The sequence below is a fragment of the Amycolatopsis sp. lyj-346 genome, assembly GCF_046548975.1.
In the GTDB taxonomy this organism is placed as follows: domain Bacteria; phylum Actinomycetota; class Actinomycetes; order Mycobacteriales; family Pseudonocardiaceae; genus Amycolatopsis.
This window is the reverse complement of sequence record NZ_JAJPWT010000003.1, coordinates 91,480-106,544: the sequence shown is the minus strand read 5'-3', so window position 1 is coordinate 106,544 and position 15,065 is coordinate 91,480. Positions and strand designations below refer to the sequence as shown.

Genomic DNA, 15,065 nt, shown 5'->3' with positions numbered 1-15,065 from the left:
ATGGCAGAGATCGTGCTCGACAAGGTGTCGAAGAAGTACCCCGACGGCGCGCTCGCGGTGTCCGAAGTGGACATGACGATCGGGGACGGCGAGTTCCTCGTGCTGGTCGGCCCGTCCGGCTGCGGGAAGTCCACCATGCTGAACATGGTGGCCGGGCTGGAGGACATCACGTCCGGTGAGCTGCGCATCGACGGGAAGCGCGTCAACGAGAAGGCGCCGAAGGACCGGGACATCGCGATGGTGTTCCAGTCCTACGCGCTCTACCCGCACATGAGCGTCCGCGAGAACATGGCCTTCCCGCTGCGGCTGGCCAAGGTGGACGACAAGACCGTGCGGGCGAAGGTCGAAGAGGCAGCGAAGATCCTCGACCTGACCGCGCACCTGGACCGCAAGCCGGCCAACCTCTCCGGTGGCCAGCGCCAGCGCGTCGCGATGGGCCGGGCCATTGTCCGGAACCCGAAGGCGTTCCTGATGGACGAGCCGCTGTCCAACCTGGACGCCAAGCTCCGCGGCCAGATGCGCACGTCGGTGTCGAAGATCCAGAAGCAGCTCGGCACGACGACGCTGTACGTGACGCACGACCAGACCGAGGCCATGACCCTGGGCGACCGGGTCGTGGTGCTGCGGGCCGGGTACGTGCAGCAGATCGGCTCGCCGCAGTTCCTCTACGACAACCCGGCGAACCTGTTCGTGGCCGGGTTCATCGGCTCGCCGTCGATGAACTTCGTCCCGGCGACGCTGGAGAACAACGAACTGCGCAGTGCGCTGGGCACGACGCCGCTGACGGACCGGGTCCGGCAGCTGGTGGAGCGGGCGAACGCGCCCCGCGACGTCATCGTCGGCATCCGGCCGGAGCACTTCGAGGACGCGGCGCTGGTCGAGGCCGGGCAGAAGACCGGCGGCGGCACGTTCACCGCGCACATCGACGTGCTCGAGTCGATGGGCTCGGAGAAGTTCGCCCACTTCACGGTGGAGGGCGAAGCCGCCACCGCCGCGGAGCTGGCCGAGCTGGCCGCGGACAGCGGGTCCGCGGACGTGCCGGGCGCGGAGTCCCAGATCGTGGCGCGGCTGTCGGCGGAGTCGTCGGCGGCGGAGAACGCCGACCTCGAGGTCTGGTACGACGCGGACAAGATCAAGCTGTTCGACCCGTCGAACGGCAAGAACCTCACCTACGAGGACTGAGTCCGCAGTTCGTGAAGGCCATCCCGGGAAACCTGGGTGGCCTTCACGGCTGTCCGGGGGTGGGGAGGCGGGGGAGGATCGAGTTCGCCGCACCGCGGGCCAGCGTGCAGGTGCCGTCGCTCGCCGTGCCCGCCGTCTCGACCACGCTGATCTCCGCCAGCTCGCGGCGGCCCGGCAGGCCGGGGGCCGGCTGGGTCGCGTCGACCAGGCAGAACGCGCCGGCCACCCGGACGCGGGCGTCGCGGCCGCCGAGCTTCTCGGCCGGGCCGGCCGGTTCCGTCGTCTCCACCGTCAGCTTGAAGCTCACCTTGCCGCGGATGCAGCTGTGCCCGGACAGGCCGATCGCCGGCCGGCTGCCGGGGCCGGCGGCGGCGTCGAGTGCGTGGTTGTCCAGCGGGACGCACGGCGCCACCCGGCCCCACGAGCGGTCCGGGAACGTCAGCCGCCCGACCTTGCGCGCGGTGATCGCGGCCAGCGCCGAGCCGACGGCGGCGTCCGCGACGCCGCAGCGGGCGGCCTGGTCGCCGGCGTCGTCGGTGACCGACAGGTCGAGCCGGTTGCCGTCGGCGAAGGTGATGGCGCGGGTGCAGGCGCTGCGGTCGTTGAACATCGACTGCTGGACCGCGACGCCGTCGGGCACCGGGCCGGGGTAGTCGTCGTAGGGCTTGATGTTCGGGTCGGAGTCGAAGGCCAGCGGCCCGACGAGGATCGTGCGCCGCCCGGCTTCGGCGTAGCAGCTTTCGAACGTCGGGACGGCGACCGCGCCGGGCGCCACTTCGGGCACGTTCAGCAGGCTGCAGTAGTCGATGCTGCCGAAGTCACCGAGCGCGTCGGCGGCGGTCAGCGGCGTGGGCCCGGAATCCGGCTCGGGCGCGGCCTGGGTGGTGGTGCAGCCACCGGCGAGGAGGGCGCAGAGCATCGCGACGGCCAAGCTTTTCGGACGCGGGTTCACGGGGTGCAAGTATCACCACATCGCGCCGAAAAACCAGCCCTGACGGGGACATCTCTCAATCTTTTCGCGCCGCTCCCGGCAAACGGGCAGTTCAGGCGGTTTTCGCGGGGTGCACGCGGGTTTCGCCGGTCGGCTGAACGTTTTTCGGATTTGCCGTCCCCTAGGGGGGCGATCCACCCCGCGAGCGATGCGGAAGCGGGTACTCCGGTGGTGAAGTGGAGGTATCGGAACTTCGAGGAAAAGGAAACGACGATGAGCGCACCGGTCACCCGACGGCTCTCCCGCCCGCACCACGGCCGCATGATCGGTGGCGTCTGCGCGGGCCTGGCGCGGCGGTACGGCATGAAGCCCGGCACCGTGCGGCTGCTGGCCGTGCTGTCCTGCCTGCTGCCCGGGCCGCAGTTCGTCGCCTACGTGGTCATGTGGGCGGTCGTCCCGTCCGAATGACCTCCGCGGAACGCTGACCCGGGCGCCCGCCCGGGTCAGCGGCGCCAGCAGGACATCGCTTCGTCCACCTCTTGCTCGTCGAGCGGCGGGTGCGGCAGCTCCGTGGCCCGGCCCGGTTCGGCGCGGAGGCCGTCCAGGAGCATCGCCAGGCAGCGGCGCCACAGCCCCGGCTCCACCGCGCAGGTGAACTCCACCACCGAGCCGATCATCATGTGCACGAGCGGGATGTCCGTCGGGGCGAAGTCGGTCCTCAGCCCGCCCGCCGCCTTCGCCCGCTCCACCAGCTGTGTGATCAACGGCACCATGCGGGCTTTTTCTTCGGCGACGTGGTCGTGGCCGAACTTGTTGGACAGCATGATCTCGCGCAGGCCGCGGTCGCCGGAATGCAGTTCGGCCGCCTGCCACGTGAAGTCCACGAACGCCTGCCAGGCGTCCTCGGCCTTCAGCGCTTCCTCCGCCAGCGTGCCGATCTCTTCCATCCGCTCGGCGAACATGGCTTCGACCAGGTGTTCCTTGCTGGGGAAGCGGCGGTAGACCGTGCCGACGCCGAGGCCGGCGTGGTGCGCGATGTCGTCCAGCGTGGCCTCGAGCCCGCGCAGGCCGAACACTTCGCGGGCCGACGCCAGGATGCGACGGCGGTTGAGTTCAGCGTCACGCCGCAGCGGCCGCGCCGGTGCGGCGGGACCAGCGTCCCGTGCCATGGCACCAGTCTAGCCGGTCAAGTAGAGGCATCACCTCCGGTTCTTGTGTACCTTGGGCGACGTAAGGGGAGATACCTACTCCACATAATCTTTTGATCACGTTCTGTGAGGACATTCATGCCCGAGTCCACACTCGCCGTCGCGCCGTCGGGGGACGCGCGCGCCGGCGAAAACCCGCACCACGCCAGACGCTGGCTGATCCTGGTGATGATCGGCATCGCGCAGCTGATGGTCGTGCTCGACGCGACCGTCGTGAACATCGCGCTGCCGTCGGCCCAGGTCGACCTGGGTTTCTCCAACGACGCCCGGCAGTGGGTCGTCACGGCTTACGCGCTCGCGTTCGGCAGCCTGCTGCTGCTCGGCGGGCGGCTCGCGGACCTGTTCGGCCGCAAGAACGCCCTCCTGGTCGGCCTGGCCGGCTTCGCCGTGGTCTCCGCGCTCGGGGGCGCGGCGACCAACATCGAGATGCTGCTGGCCGCCCGGGCGGCTCAGGGCGTGTTCGGCGCGCTGCTCGCGCCCGCCACGCTGGCGCTGCTGACCACGACGTTCACCGACCCGAAGGAGCGTGGCCGCGCGTTCGGCGTGTTCGGTGCCATCGGCGGTGGCGGCGCGGCGGTCGGGCTGCTGCTCGGCGGCGTGCTCACCGAGTACCTCGACTGGCGCTGGTGCATGTTCGTCAACATCATCTTCGCGGTGATCGCCTTCGCCGGCAGCTCGGTCCTGCTGCGCAACCAGAAGGACGATGGCCCGCGGCCGAAGCTCGACCTGCCGGGCACGGTGACGGCGTCGGCCGGCCTGTTCGCCCTGGTCTACGGCTTCGCGAACGCCGAGTCGGACTCGTGGTCGTCGGTGTCGGTCTGGGGTTTCCTGACTGCGGGCGTGGTGCTGCTGGGCGCGTTCGTGTGGCTGCAGCAGCGCGTCGCCCACCCGCTGCTGCCGCTGCGCGTGCTGCTCGACCGGGACCGCGGCGGCTCGTACCTGGCGATGTTCCTGCTCGCCATCGGGATGTTCGCGATCTTCCTGTTCCTGACCTTCTACGTGCAGCAGAACCTGCAGTTCACGCCGATCCAGAGCGGCGTCGGGTTCCTGCCGATGGTGGCGACGCTGATGCTGTCGGCCACGACGGCGACGGCCGTGCTGCTGCCGCGCTTCGGGCCCCGGCCGTTGGTGCCGACCGGCATGGCGATCGCCGCCGCCGGCCTCTTCTGGCTGAGCGGCATCGGCCTCGACAGCACGTACGCCTCCGGCGTCCTCGGCCCGCTCCTGGTGATGGGCTTCGGCATCGGTCTGGCGATGGCGCCGGCGATGAGCGTCGCGACGTTCGGCGTCGAGGCGCACGACGCGGGCGTCGCGTCGGCGGCGGTGAACACGATGCAGCAGGTCGGCGGTTCGATCGGCACGGCGCTGCTGTCGACGTTGGCCGGCAACGCGGCCACGGCCTACCTCGCGGGCAAGACCCCGACCCCGCAGCTGGCGGCCGAGGCTTCGATCGAGAGCTACACGACGGCGTTCACCTGGGCCGCGGTGATCTACGTGGCGGGCGCGGTCATCAGCGGCCTGCTGCTGCGCCCGGGCGTCCCGAAGGGCGAAGCGGCGCCGGGCGCCGTGCACCTGTAGTTCCTGTCGGGTGAAACGGGCCTCCCGGACTTTCCGGGAGGCCCGTTCACGTCACCAGCCCGTGGCGGTAGGCGTAGACGACCGCCTGGACGCGGTCGCGCAGGTCCAGTTTGGTCAGGATGCGCGACACGAACGTCTTGACGGTTTCCTGGCTGATCACCAGCCGCTGCGCGATTTCGCTGTTGGAGAGGCCGTCCGCGAGCAGGCGGAGGACCTCCAGTTCGCGGGGCGTCAGCGAGACCTCCGGTGCGGCGTCCGGCGCCGGCCGGATCCGGGCCGCGTGCCGTCCGACGAGGCGGCGCGTCACCTCCGGGTCCAGCAGGGCCGCGCCCGTGGCCACGGTCCGGATCCCGTGCAGCAGCCGGTCCGGCGGTGCGTCCTTGAGCAGGAACCCGCTCGCGCCCGCGCGCAGGGCCTCGTAGACGTACTCGTCGAGGTTGAACGTCGTCAGCACGAGCACCTTGACCGGGTGCGGCACCCCGGCGCCGGCCAGCAGGCGGGTGGCCTCGATGCCGTCGAGCACCGGCATGCGCACGTCCATCACGACGACGTCCGGGTGCAGCCGGTGCGCGAGGTCGACCGCGGCGCGCCCGTCGCCGCACTCGCCGGCGACCTCGAAGCCGGGCTGGGCGCCGATGATCGTCACCAGCCCGGTGCGGATCAGCATCTGGTCGTCGCAGACCAGGACCCGGATCGGCGCGCTCACGACGGGTTCCCCGTGGGGATCCGGGCGCGCACGACGAAGCCGGTGCCGTCGCCGTCGCCCGCGCTGAAGTCGCCGCCCAGGACGCCGACCCGTTCCCGGAGCCCGGCGAGGCCGCGGCCGCTCCCGCCGGGCGACGTGCTCCCGGAGCCTGCCGTGCTGACCTCGACGGCGATTTCCCGGTCGCCGTGGTGCACCTCGACCGCGGTCCGGCTGCCGCGGGCGTGCTTGAGGGCGTTCGTCAACGCCTCCTGCACCACCCGGTAGGCCACCAGGTCGGCGCTGCCCGCCGATTCCGCGGGCGTGCCCTCCTCGGTGAACTCCACCGGCTGCCCGGCCTGGCGGGCCTGCTCCACGAGCGCGCGGAGCCCGCCCGGGGACGGCGTCCTCGTCTCGTGGCCGGGGTTGAGCAGGTCCAGCAGGTGCCGCAGGTCCGTGATGGCCCGCCGGCCGGTGTCGGTGATCGCCGTCAGGGTCGCCTCGAGCCGGTCCGGCGCGGCGGTGAGGTACCGGGCCGCCTCGGCCTGCACGACCATCGCCGTCACGTGGTGGGTGACGACGTCGTGGAGTTCGCGGGCGATGGCGGCGCGTTCGGTGGCCCGGGTGTTCTCGGCGACGCGGCGGCGGTGCCCGGCTTCCGCGGCGCGGGTGGTGCGCAGCCAGGCGCCGATGCCCCACGCGAACACCAGCAGCAGGAAGAACGTCACGAACTCCGACGGCGGTTCCGAACCGAAGCGGGCGAGGGCGATCGCCAGCGCCACGTACGCCGCGGAGAACAGGACGGCGGTGCGGCCCCGGCGCCGGTCCAGGTGGGCTCCGGCGCTCACCAGCGCGAAGCCGAGCGCGGTCCCGGCGACCGTGTGGTAGCCGCGCAGCTGGTCGACGGCGAACCCGATCGCCACCAGCGTCAGGCACACGGCAGGCCACCGCCGCCGCACGGCGAGCGGCAGGCTTTCGACGGCGATCACCACGACGGCCAGCGCGTCGAAGGGGCGCTCCGGCACACCGCCGACCTGCGTTCCGTGGCTCTGCAGCACCGGCAGGAACGACGTCGCCAGGAACAGCAGCCCGAGCGGGAGGTCGCGGACCATGACGTCGAGCCGGCGCCACCGCGCCAGTGCCGCCCGGTGATCGATCACCGGGAAAGTGTAGTGACGTCGGCGACGCGCTCGGCCCGGCGACGCGGCACCAGACGGCCGCGCCGGTGGGCCAGCCACAGGAACGCGCCGGTCGCCAGGACGCAGAACAGCACCGAACAGAGGCTGGCTTCCGGGCCGAAGCTGCCGCCGGTGACGAGCGTCGGCCCCGACGTCACGGCGTCGAGCAGGCCCTGCGGAGTGCCGTTGCCGGAGACCTCCGTGCCGAAGATCCCGGCCGCGGCGAAGTTCCAGCCGAAGTGCACGCCGATCGGCAGCCACAGTTTCCGCGTCGCGATGTAGGCGGCGGTCAGCAGGCCACCGGCTTCGATCCCGATGGCCAGCACGCCCCACAGCGTCGCGTGCGGGTTGAACAGGTGCGAAAGGCCGAACAGCGCGCCGGTCAGCACCAGCGCGATCCACGTGCCGGTGAGCTTCTCGACCACCCGGAACAGGATGCCGCGGAACAGCAGTTCCTCGGTGACCGCGGCGGCGGCCATGAAGCCGAGCAGCCCGGCGGCGCCCGACGCGGTGCCCCAGCCGCGGACCTCGTAGTTCCCGAGCAGGGCGATGTTGGCGATGACGGCCCCGAACAGCGCGACCCCGATCACCGTCCCCCGGCCGAGCGCGAGCCCGGCGCCCGGCCCGGCGAGCTCGGTGACCGGGCGCTGCTCGGTCTTGGCCACCACCCACCGGTAGACGACCACTCCGAGCACGGCGGTCACCGCGCCGATGACGAGCGTCAGCCACGGATTGCCCGCTACCGCCGCGGCACCTTGACCACCGATGAACGCGACCGCCGCGACGGCCAGCAGCTGCCCAACGACCCTCATGAAAACCCCTTCGCTCGCCCGCGGCAGGTGCCCCGCGGCTGCCACGAACGCTAGGGAGCGGGCGGGGGAGAATCGTCACCATCGAGGGGACACCTGCGCGTAGCTCGCACGGGGGACGCCGCGCCGGGTTGCGGTGCTAGGGCCGCCGCGACCGCAGCGCCTCGATCACGTCGTCGTCCCAGCGGTGCGTCCTGATCAGCCGGTACCGCTCCGCCGCCACCCACATGTACGCCTCGGCGTCCGTGCGGTCGCCGATCAGCCCCGCCTGCTGCAGCATCCCCACGACCGGGACGAACTCCTCCTCGAACCAGCGCTGCGCCACGCTCGCCCGGTCGCAGAACCTGCCTTCGTCCTGCATCAACCGGAAACCCCACGCCTCGACGTGCTCGCCCAGCTTCGCGTAGTCCCACGGGTCCGACACGATCACCGACGCCCGTGCGTGGCCGGTCAGCGGGACGCGTTCCAGGAACAGCCGCCGGTAGTCCTTGACGATCAGGTCGCCGCGGTGGCGGATGCCGCCCGGGTTCAGCTTGGTCCGGACCACCGTGACCGCGGCCTCTATTGTGGACAGTCCATGGGCGATCGCGACCGAGACGCGGTGGTGGCCGTCGATGATGAAGTGCAGCTCGCCCACCCGGTAGACCTCGATCGGCGGGATCTCCTCGCCGCGGCGGGCGGCCAGGGCCAGGCGTTCCCAGCGTTCGCGGACGCGGGCGGACGTCGGTCGGAAGCGGCGGTCGAAGTCGCGGCTGCGGTCGACCGTGCCGACGATCGACTCCAGCTTGATCACCCGCAGTCCGATCCGGTGCTCGCCGAGGTAGCCGAGCGCCTCCACCACCTCGTGGAAGGGCAGCATGATGTTGACGTCGTCGGGCTCACGCCGCAGCCACGTCGAAAGCCGTGAGAGCACCTGGCCCCGGCGCGCGCGGAGGAAGTCGTTCTCCGCGTCGGCGCGGGGGAATCCCGTCTCTTTCATCAGAACTCCATGATCCGGTGGCCCACCACGTTGCGGATCCGGGTCGTGCCGACGACCCGGTCCGGCACCGGCTCGCCGTGCGGGTGGATGTGCCCGTGCAGCAGCCACTTCGGGCGCAGCGCTTCGATGGTCCGGTGCAGGCACGCGAACCCCCGGTGCGGCGGGTCCGCGCGGTCGCCCAGGTTCAGCGGCGGCGAGTGCGTCAGCAGGACGTCGACGTCGCGCCCGTCGCGCCACCGCCGCAGCCGGGCGCGCCGGACCAGCCCGCGGGCCCGCCGCGCCTGCTGGCGCTGCGTCCACTGGTTCGGGCCTTCGTTGTAGCGGATCGAGCCGCCGAGCCCGGCGAACCGCAGGCCGGCGACGTCGACGAGCCGCCCGTCGGCGTTGATGCCACCCGCCGGGCCGGGCCAGACCGTGGGAAAACCGTCCTTCATGGACAGCCCGCCGTAGCGGGTGTAGCCGCTCAGGTCCGGGTCGTGGTTGCCGGGCACGAACACGCACGGCACGTCGAGTGCGCCGGCCAGGAAGGCCAGGTAGTCGTAGGGCAGGTCGCCGGCGCCGATGACGAGGTCGACGGAGTGGCTGCGGACCGCGTCGGTCCACAACCGCTCGTCGACCTCGTCGGAGACGACCAGCGCTTTCGGCATGCGCCCAGGATAGGACGCCGGGCCGTCATTTCATCCCGTGCGCGAAACCCGGGTCGGCGGCGATGACGAAAGTGATGACGACGATCCACAGCACGCTGAGCGCGAGCGCCCAGAACTTCAGGTTGGACAGCAGCCTGGACATGGCGGTTCTCCGAACGAAATCCGGTGGGGAAAAAGGGGACTAGAGCCAGCCGTTCTTCCGGAATATTCGGTACAGCAACAGGCAGATCGCCAGGATCACGCTGATCACCAGCGGGTACCCGAACTTCCAGTGCAGCTCGGGCAGGTAGTCGAAGTTCATCCCGTAGATGCCCGCGATCATCGTCGGCACGGTGATGATCGCCGCCCACGACGTGATCTTGCGCATATCGGTGTTCTGCTGCAGGGAAATCTTCGCGACCGTCGCGTCGACCAGGGTGGACAGCAGTTCGTCGAAGGCCGCGACCCGCTCGGACACCGTCGTCAGGTGGTCGGCGACGTCGCGGAAGTACGAGCGGACGTCGTCCGGCACCAGCCGCGTGTAGCCCTCGGCCAGGCGCTGGATCGGCGTCGCCAGCGGCATCACCGCGCGGCGCAGCTCGAGGACTTCCCGCTTCATCAGGTAGATCTGTTCGGCACTGACCTGCGAGCGGGGCGCGAAGACCTGCGCCTCCATGACGTCGATGTCGTTCTCGATCCGGCCCGTGACGTCGAGGTAGTGGTCGACGACGTGGTCGGTGATCGCGTGCACGACCGCGGACGGGCCCAGCAGCAGCCGCTCGGAATCCTCGTCGAGCTCGCGGCGCAGCCGCGCCAGCCCCGAGTGGTTCCCGTGCCGCACGGTGATCACGAAGTCGCGGCCGAGGAACACCATCAGCTCGCCGGTCTCGACGATCTCGTTCGCCGTGGTGGGGGACTCGTGTTCGACGTACCGGACGGTCTTCACGACGAGGAACAGCGTGTCGTCGTAGCGCTCCAGCTTCGGCCGCTGGTGCGCTTCGAGCGCGTCCTCGACCGCCAGCTCGTGCAGCCCGAACGTGTCCGCGACGCCCTGGATCTGCTGGGCGTCCGGCTCGTGCAGGCCGATCCAGACGAACCCCTCGTGCCGCTTCCGGACCTCCTTGATCGCCTCGGAGTGGGTCCAGCGGCCGGGCAGGCGCTCACCGCCGACGTACACCGCGCAGTCGACGACGTACGCGGACAGCGGCACCGGGACCGGGCGCACCGGGACGGCGGCCTTGTTGCCGCGGCCGCGAAGGCCGCCGAGCGAGGGAATGGCAGGCATGGGATCTCCTGGTGTCGTGCGTGGTCGTGCGAGACGACTGACCAGGGGCGGAAATGCGTCCGCCCGGCGACACACCAGCGTTCCCGGGGGAGAGAAGGCCTACCAGGAGATGAGCCGGCCGGCCGGTGAGGTGGGAACGCTGGGACTACTAGGGAGCGGACTATCGCCACTACTCATCGAGTTCCTCACCTCCTTCGGGCCGGGTGCGACAGTGGCGGGGCTCGCGTTGACGCACGAACACCGATGGTTGAGGGTACTCCTCACCACGGAAGCGTGTCGTACCAGCCTCACGCGGTGTTACGCGACTAGGAGAGACGAGTGCAGTTCGGTCGGTACTACGAGGAGTTCGAGGTCGGTGCGGTCTACAAGCACTGGCCGGGCAAAACCGTCACCGAATACGACGACCACCTGTTCTGCCTGATCACCATGAACCACCACCCGCTGCACCTCGACGCGCACTACGCCGAAGAGACGACCGACTTCGGCAAGAACGTCGTGGTCGGCAACTACGTCTACTCGCTGCTGCTCGGGATGTCGGTGCCCGACGTCTCCGGCAAGGCCATCGCGAACCTCGAGGTGGAGTCGCTGAAGCACGTGAAGCCGACCTTCCACGGCGACACGATCTACGGCGAGACGGAGGTGCTCGACAAGACGCCGTCGAAGTCCAAGGACGACCGCGGCGTGGTGTACGTCGAGACGCGCGGCTACAAGCAGGACGGCCTGATCGTGTGCACCTTCCGGCGCAAGGTGATGGTGCCGAAACGCTCGTACGGGGACACTCGGGGCGGCGAGCAGCCGGGCCGTCCGGTGCCGCACGAATGAGGCGCTGATGGACCTGGACCGGATCAAGGGAATACTCCGCACGTTCGCGGAAGCCGAGGCCCGCGGGGTCTCGCCGCTGTACGAGCACCTGGCGCTGCAGGCCGCCTCGGACGACGACGTCGCCGGGCTGCTGGCCTCGGCCCGCGACGGCGAGGTGCGCGGCACCCTGCTGATGGCGGTGGCGCACCGGCTGGTGCAGGCCGACCCGATCCACCCGCTCTCGCGGTACTACCCGTCGCTGGGCGGCTTCGACGGCGTCGACTCCGACACGTGGCCGCTGTTCCGCTCGTTCCTGCTGGAGCGGGCGGACAAGGCGCGGGCGTTGATCGCCTCGCGCTACACGCAGACGAACGAGGTCCGCCGGGCGGCGTTGCTGTACCCGGCTGTGACCCAGGCGGCCAGGGAAGCGGGTGGGAAGGTCTCCCTGCTCGAGGTCGGCTGCAGCGCGGGGCTGCTGCTGGGCCTGGACCGCTTCGGCTACCGCTACCAGTGCGACGGCGGCGACCAGCTGACGGCGGGCCCGGCGAAGGCGGCGGTCGGGCTGCACTGCGCGCTGGACCTGGCCCCGGGCGCGGCGGTGCCCAAGCTGCCGAAGAAACTCGCGCTCCTCGACCGGGCCGGCCTCGACCGGGCACCGGTGGACGTGTCGGACGAGGACGAGCTGGCGTGGCTGGAGGCCTGCGTCTGGGCCGACCAGCCGGACCGCATCAGGCTCCTCCGCACGGCGGCGGCCGAGCAGGCCCGCCACCGCCCCCGGTTGATCACGGGCGACGGGGTCGACGACCTGGCCGCGGCGGCGGCGGCGTTAGAGGGGCCGCTGGTGGTGCTGACCAGCCACGCGCTGGCGTACTTCTCGCCGGAGAAGCGGGCCGCGTTCGTGGCGGCGCTGGCCGAGCTGGCGGCTTCGCGGCCGCTCTGGTGGGTCTCGGAGGAGTTCTACGGCGCTGGGCTGGAGCTCGTCCTGCCGGACCGGTCCGACCTCTCCGGCGCGGACGGGCTGGCGACGCTGGGCGTCGTGCGGTGGGAGGACGGGAAGCCGGAGGCGCACGCCTTGGCGCGGACCGCACCGCACGGGCAGCGGATGACCTGGCTGCCGCGGTAGCCGGGTCGTTGTCCACAGTCGGGCCGGGCTGTGGACAACCTGCCGCGCGGGCCGGTTTTGTCGGTGGGGGCCGATAGACTGGACTTGGGGACGCCCCCCAGGGACGGGCGGGGGATGTTTTTCGGCGGCCTCAGGGGCCGCCCGGTCCGCAACCGGCAAAGTCCAGGTCCGGCCGTCCCCTGGCCACGAGCCCGGGCGGTCGCCGGAGCGTTCCGGCCGTCGGCGAGGGCCCCGACTCCGCCGAACTGCCACCAACGACGTCATGAACGACTCTTTCTGACATCGGACGCCGCGAAAGAGTCGGTCATGACACCGCAGCGACCACCCCACCCCGGCCCGCGACGGACGACGCGAAACGCAGACAGGCAACTTCGCCGGGACCCTGCCGGGGATGGGCGGGGATGTTTCGGCGGCCTCAGGCCCGCGGCAAAGCTCCCCACTCACGCAGTGTCACGAAAAGCAGGTCCACCAGCTCTCCATCCGCCTCCAAGCCCGCAAGGTCTGCCGCATCGGACCAACGGACCTCCGAGGCGTCGTCACCAGCCGTGAGTGTCCCGCCCTGCACGTCACAGGCGTAGTCGAAGATCTCGTACGGTCCCCGGCGCACCGAGCCGATCAGTGTGCCGGGAATCACGTCGAGGCCGGTCTCCTCGAAAAGCTCCCGGACCACGGCCTCTTTGTCCGTTTCGCCCGGTTCGACTCGGCCGCCCGGCAGCGACCACTGCCCCGAACCGGGGTCGTTCAAGCGCCTGATGAGCAGCAAACGGCCTCGTGGATCGAACGCGATCCCGCCGACGCAGCGGATCGTGGTCGTGGTGCGGCCGTCCATGTCCCGAAGGGTAGACGTAACCGAGTTGAAAACGGATGTCCTGTACACGGAGAGTAGCCGTGCGGTACACTTCGGACCGCGTGCTGACCCAAGCGCGGGACTTTCCTCCCCTGCGCCTGTTCGGTGCGGTACAACGTAAAACGTCAGGATCTCTGCTGTTGTCCGGTGTCACCGTAAGAGACGGGATTTGATCGCGGTGAACGTGAAGAAGATTGCGGGCCTCGCCGGTATCGCGTTGGTGCTGTTCTTCGTCATCGCCCAGCCTGGGCAGGCTGCCGGCCTCGTCGGCAACATCATCGAATTTCTCCGGAGCTCCGCCGAATCGGTGATCACTTTCGTCAGCAACGTGTTCAGCGGCTGATCGCGGGGTTACCCTCGAACCATGTTCGCGCCACGCGATCCCGACGAGTACCTCCTCGACACCGAGCGGCGGGTCATCCGGATCCGCCGCCACTGGGCGGTGCTGCTGTGGGACACCTTCGAGGCGGCCGCCCTGCTGGCCGTCTGCGTGCTGGTGTCCTACCTGCTGCCACCGGCGCTGTACATCGGCCAGAACATCCTCTGGTACGTCGCGCTGCTCGTCGTCCTGCGCTTCGCGTACGTGGTGATGGAGTGGTGGGTCGAGCGCCTGGTGGTCACCGACAAGCGGTTCGTCATGACCACCGGTGTCTTCACCACCAAGGTGCTTATGATGCCGATCAGCAAGGTCACCGACCTCAGCTACGTCCGCACGGCGACCGGCCGCATGATGGGCTACGGCACGATGGTGGTCGAGTCCGCCGGTCAGATCCAGGCGCTGAACAAGATCGACTTCCTGCCGCGGCCCGAAGAGTTCTACGACACGATCTCCGAGCTGGTCTTCGGCGACAAGCAGAAACAGGCCGAGCGCTTCTCGATGATCAAGGCTCAGCGGGCTGCCCGGGGCAAGAAGCCGGTCGGCTGACAGTCCCGCCGCGCGTGTGACGCACCGCATCGTCGACAATGGACACGATGCGCATCGACCTGCACGCCCATTCCACCGCTTCCGACGGCACCGACACGCCGGCCGGGCTCGTCGCCGCGGCCGCGAAAGCCGGGCTCGACGTCGTCGCGATCACCGATCACGACACCACCGCGGGCTGGGCGCCCGCCTCCGAAGCGGTGTCACCAGGCCTGACGCTCGTTCCCGGTGCCGAGCTCTCGACCGTCTCGATCGACCCCGGAACCGGCCGCCAGATCAGCGTCCACCTGCTCGCCTACCTCTTCGACCCGACGTCCGAGGCCATCGTCACCGAGCAGACCCGGCTGCGGCTCGAGCGCCGCACCCGGCTGCGGCGGATGGCCGAGCGGATGGCCGCCGACGGCCTGCCGATCGACGCCGACGAGATCTTCGGCCTGCTGCCCGAAGACTCGCCGCCCGGGCGGCCCCACCTGGCCCAGGCGCTGGTCCGGGCCGGGCTGGTCAAGTCCGTCGACGAGGCCTTCGCCGACTACCTCAGCCCCCGCCGCGGCTACTACGTCGCCCGGCGCGACACGCCGGTCGAGGAAGCCATCGACATGATCGCCGCGGCCGGCGGCGTCACGGTCGTCGCGCACCCGTTCGCCTTCAGCCGCGGCGCCACGATCAGCGAGGACACCCTCGCCGGGCTGGCCGCCCGCGGGCTCACCGGCGTCGAGGCCGACCACCCCAACCACGACGCGCCGACCCGGGCCCGCACCCGCGAGCTGGCCGGTGAGCTCGGCCTGCTCGTCACCGGGTCCAGCGACTACCACGGCACCAACAAGACGATCGCGCTCGGCGAGTGCACCACCGACCCCGGGCAGTTCGAGGAGCTCGCCGCGCGCGCCACGGGGTTCCAGGTCGTGAAGGGCTGA

17 protein-coding genes are annotated in these 15,065 nt (G+C 70.5%); 8 read left to right on the top strand and 9 right to left on the bottom strand.

Annotated features, from left to right (window positions below):
- Entirely contained in the window at nucleotides 1–1,182 is a 1,182-nt protein-coding gene (locus ACLJQE_RS12070) for an ABC transporter ATP-binding protein (protein ID WP_410639269.1), read from the top strand.
- 43 nt (nucleotides 1,183–1,225) lie between these two features.
- On the opposite strand, the gene ACLJQE_RS12065 is transcribed toward ACLJQE_RS12070, so the two are convergent.
- Entirely contained in the window at nucleotides 1,226–2,101 is an 876-nt protein-coding gene (locus ACLJQE_RS12065) for a hypothetical protein (RefSeq protein ID WP_410639780.1), read from the bottom strand.
- 285 nt (nucleotides 2,102–2,386) lie between these two features.
- Between ACLJQE_RS12065 and ACLJQE_RS12060 the strand changes: the two genes are divergently transcribed.
- The gene (locus ACLJQE_RS12060) at nucleotides 2,387–2,581 is read left to right on the top strand and encodes a PspC domain-containing protein (protein WP_410639268.1); all 195 of its coding nucleotides are present in this window, start codon (nucleotides 2,387–2,389) and stop codon (nucleotides 2,579–2,581) included.
- 35 nt (nucleotides 2,582–2,616) lie between these two features.
- Here ACLJQE_RS12060 and ACLJQE_RS12055 read toward each other — a convergent pair whose 3' ends face one another.
- Nucleotides 2,617–3,282 carry a TetR/AcrR family transcriptional regulator gene (locus tag ACLJQE_RS12055; RefSeq protein WP_410639267.1) on the bottom strand — a complete coding sequence of 222 codons (666 nt, stop codon included), beginning with the start codon at nucleotides 3,280–3,282 and terminating at the stop codon, nucleotides 2,617–2,619.
- Between the two features lie 117 nt (nucleotides 3,283–3,399).
- Here ACLJQE_RS12055 and ACLJQE_RS12050 point away from each other — a divergent pair, with 117 nt between their 5' ends.
- Nucleotides 3,400–4,899 carry an MFS transporter gene (locus tag ACLJQE_RS12050; protein ID WP_410639266.1) on the top strand — a complete coding sequence of 500 codons (1,500 nt, stop codon included), beginning with the start codon at nucleotides 3,400–3,402 and terminating at the stop codon, nucleotides 4,897–4,899.
- Between the two features lie 46 nt (nucleotides 4,900–4,945).
- Here ACLJQE_RS12050 and ACLJQE_RS12045 read toward each other — a convergent pair whose 3' ends face one another.
- From ACLJQE_RS12045 to corA, 6 genes are all read right to left on the bottom strand, one after another.
- Nucleotides 4,946–5,605: a response regulator gene (locus ACLJQE_RS12045; protein WP_410639265.1), complete on the bottom strand. Its 660-nt coding sequence runs from the start codon at nucleotides 5,603–5,605 to the stop codon at nucleotides 4,946–4,948.
- Entirely contained in the window at nucleotides 5,602–6,741 is a 1,140-nt protein-coding gene (locus tag ACLJQE_RS12040; RefSeq protein ID WP_410639264.1) for a sensor histidine kinase, read from the bottom strand. The genes ACLJQE_RS12045 and ACLJQE_RS12040 overlap by 4 nt, the downstream gene beginning before the upstream one ends.
- Nucleotides 6,738–7,571: a CPBP family intramembrane glutamic endopeptidase gene (locus ACLJQE_RS12035; RefSeq protein WP_410639263.1), complete on the bottom strand. Its 834-nt coding sequence runs from the start codon at nucleotides 7,569–7,571 to the stop codon at nucleotides 6,738–6,740. The genes ACLJQE_RS12040 and ACLJQE_RS12035 overlap by 4 nt, the downstream gene beginning before the upstream one ends.
- Nucleotides 7,572–7,707: 136 nt before the next feature.
- A complete protein-coding gene (locus tag ACLJQE_RS12030) occupies nucleotides 7,708–8,547 on the bottom strand; it encodes a chromosome partitioning protein ParB (protein ID WP_410639262.1) in 840 nt (279 codons plus the stop codon).
- The gene (locus ACLJQE_RS12025) at nucleotides 8,547–9,194 is read right to left on the bottom strand and encodes a metallophosphoesterase family protein (protein ID WP_410639261.1); all 648 of its coding nucleotides are present in this window, start codon (nucleotides 9,192–9,194) and stop codon (nucleotides 8,547–8,549) included. The genes ACLJQE_RS12030 and ACLJQE_RS12025 overlap by 1 nt, the downstream gene beginning before the upstream one ends.
- A 181-nt stretch (nucleotides 9,195–9,375) precedes the next feature.
- The gene (corA, locus tag ACLJQE_RS12020) at nucleotides 9,376–10,458 is read right to left on the bottom strand and encodes a magnesium/cobalt transporter CorA (RefSeq protein ID WP_410639260.1); all 1,083 of its coding nucleotides are present in this window, start codon (nucleotides 10,456–10,458) and stop codon (nucleotides 9,376–9,378) included.
- A 318-nt stretch (nucleotides 10,459–10,776) separates the two neighbouring features.
- Here corA and ACLJQE_RS12015 point away from each other — a divergent pair, with 318 nt between their 5' ends.
- On the top strand, nucleotides 10,777–11,280 hold the full coding sequence (locus ACLJQE_RS12015) for a MaoC family dehydratase (RefSeq protein WP_410639259.1): 504 nt from the start codon (nucleotides 10,777–10,779) through the stop codon (nucleotides 11,278–11,280).
- A gap of 7 nt (nucleotides 11,281–11,287) precedes the next feature.
- Nucleotides 11,288–12,382 (top strand): DUF2332 domain-containing protein, encoded by a 1,095-nt coding sequence (locus tag ACLJQE_RS12010; protein ID WP_410639258.1) that lies wholly within the window; start codon nucleotides 11,288–11,290, stop codon nucleotides 12,380–12,382.
- A gap of 415 nt (nucleotides 12,383–12,797) precedes the next feature.
- Here the strand turns inward: ACLJQE_RS12010 and ACLJQE_RS12005 are convergent, their stop codons facing one another.
- Entirely contained in the window at nucleotides 12,798–13,211 is a 414-nt protein-coding gene (locus ACLJQE_RS12005; protein ID WP_410639257.1) for an NUDIX domain-containing protein, read from the bottom strand.
- A gap of 196 nt (nucleotides 13,212–13,407) precedes the next feature.
- On the opposite strand from ACLJQE_RS12005, the gene ACLJQE_RS12000 reads away from it, so the two are divergent.
- Genes ACLJQE_RS12000 through ACLJQE_RS11990 form a run of 3 tightly spaced genes read left to right on the top strand, consistent with a single transcriptional unit; the run spans nucleotide 13,408 to nucleotide 15,065 of the window.
- Nucleotides 13,408–13,572: a hypothetical protein gene (locus ACLJQE_RS12000; RefSeq protein ID WP_410639809.1), complete on the top strand. Its 165-nt coding sequence runs from the start codon at nucleotides 13,408–13,410 to the stop codon at nucleotides 13,570–13,572.
- 21 nt (nucleotides 13,573–13,593) lie between these two features.
- Nucleotides 13,594–14,154 carry a PH domain-containing protein gene (locus ACLJQE_RS11995; protein ID WP_003095467.1) on the top strand — a complete coding sequence of 187 codons (561 nt, stop codon included), beginning with the start codon at nucleotides 13,594–13,596 and terminating at the stop codon, nucleotides 14,152–14,154.
- A 47-nt stretch (nucleotides 14,155–14,201) separates the two neighbouring features.
- Complete coding sequence (locus ACLJQE_RS11990; protein WP_410639256.1) at nucleotides 14,202–15,065, top strand: PHP domain-containing protein; 864 nt, start codon at nucleotides 14,202–14,204, stop codon at nucleotides 15,063–15,065.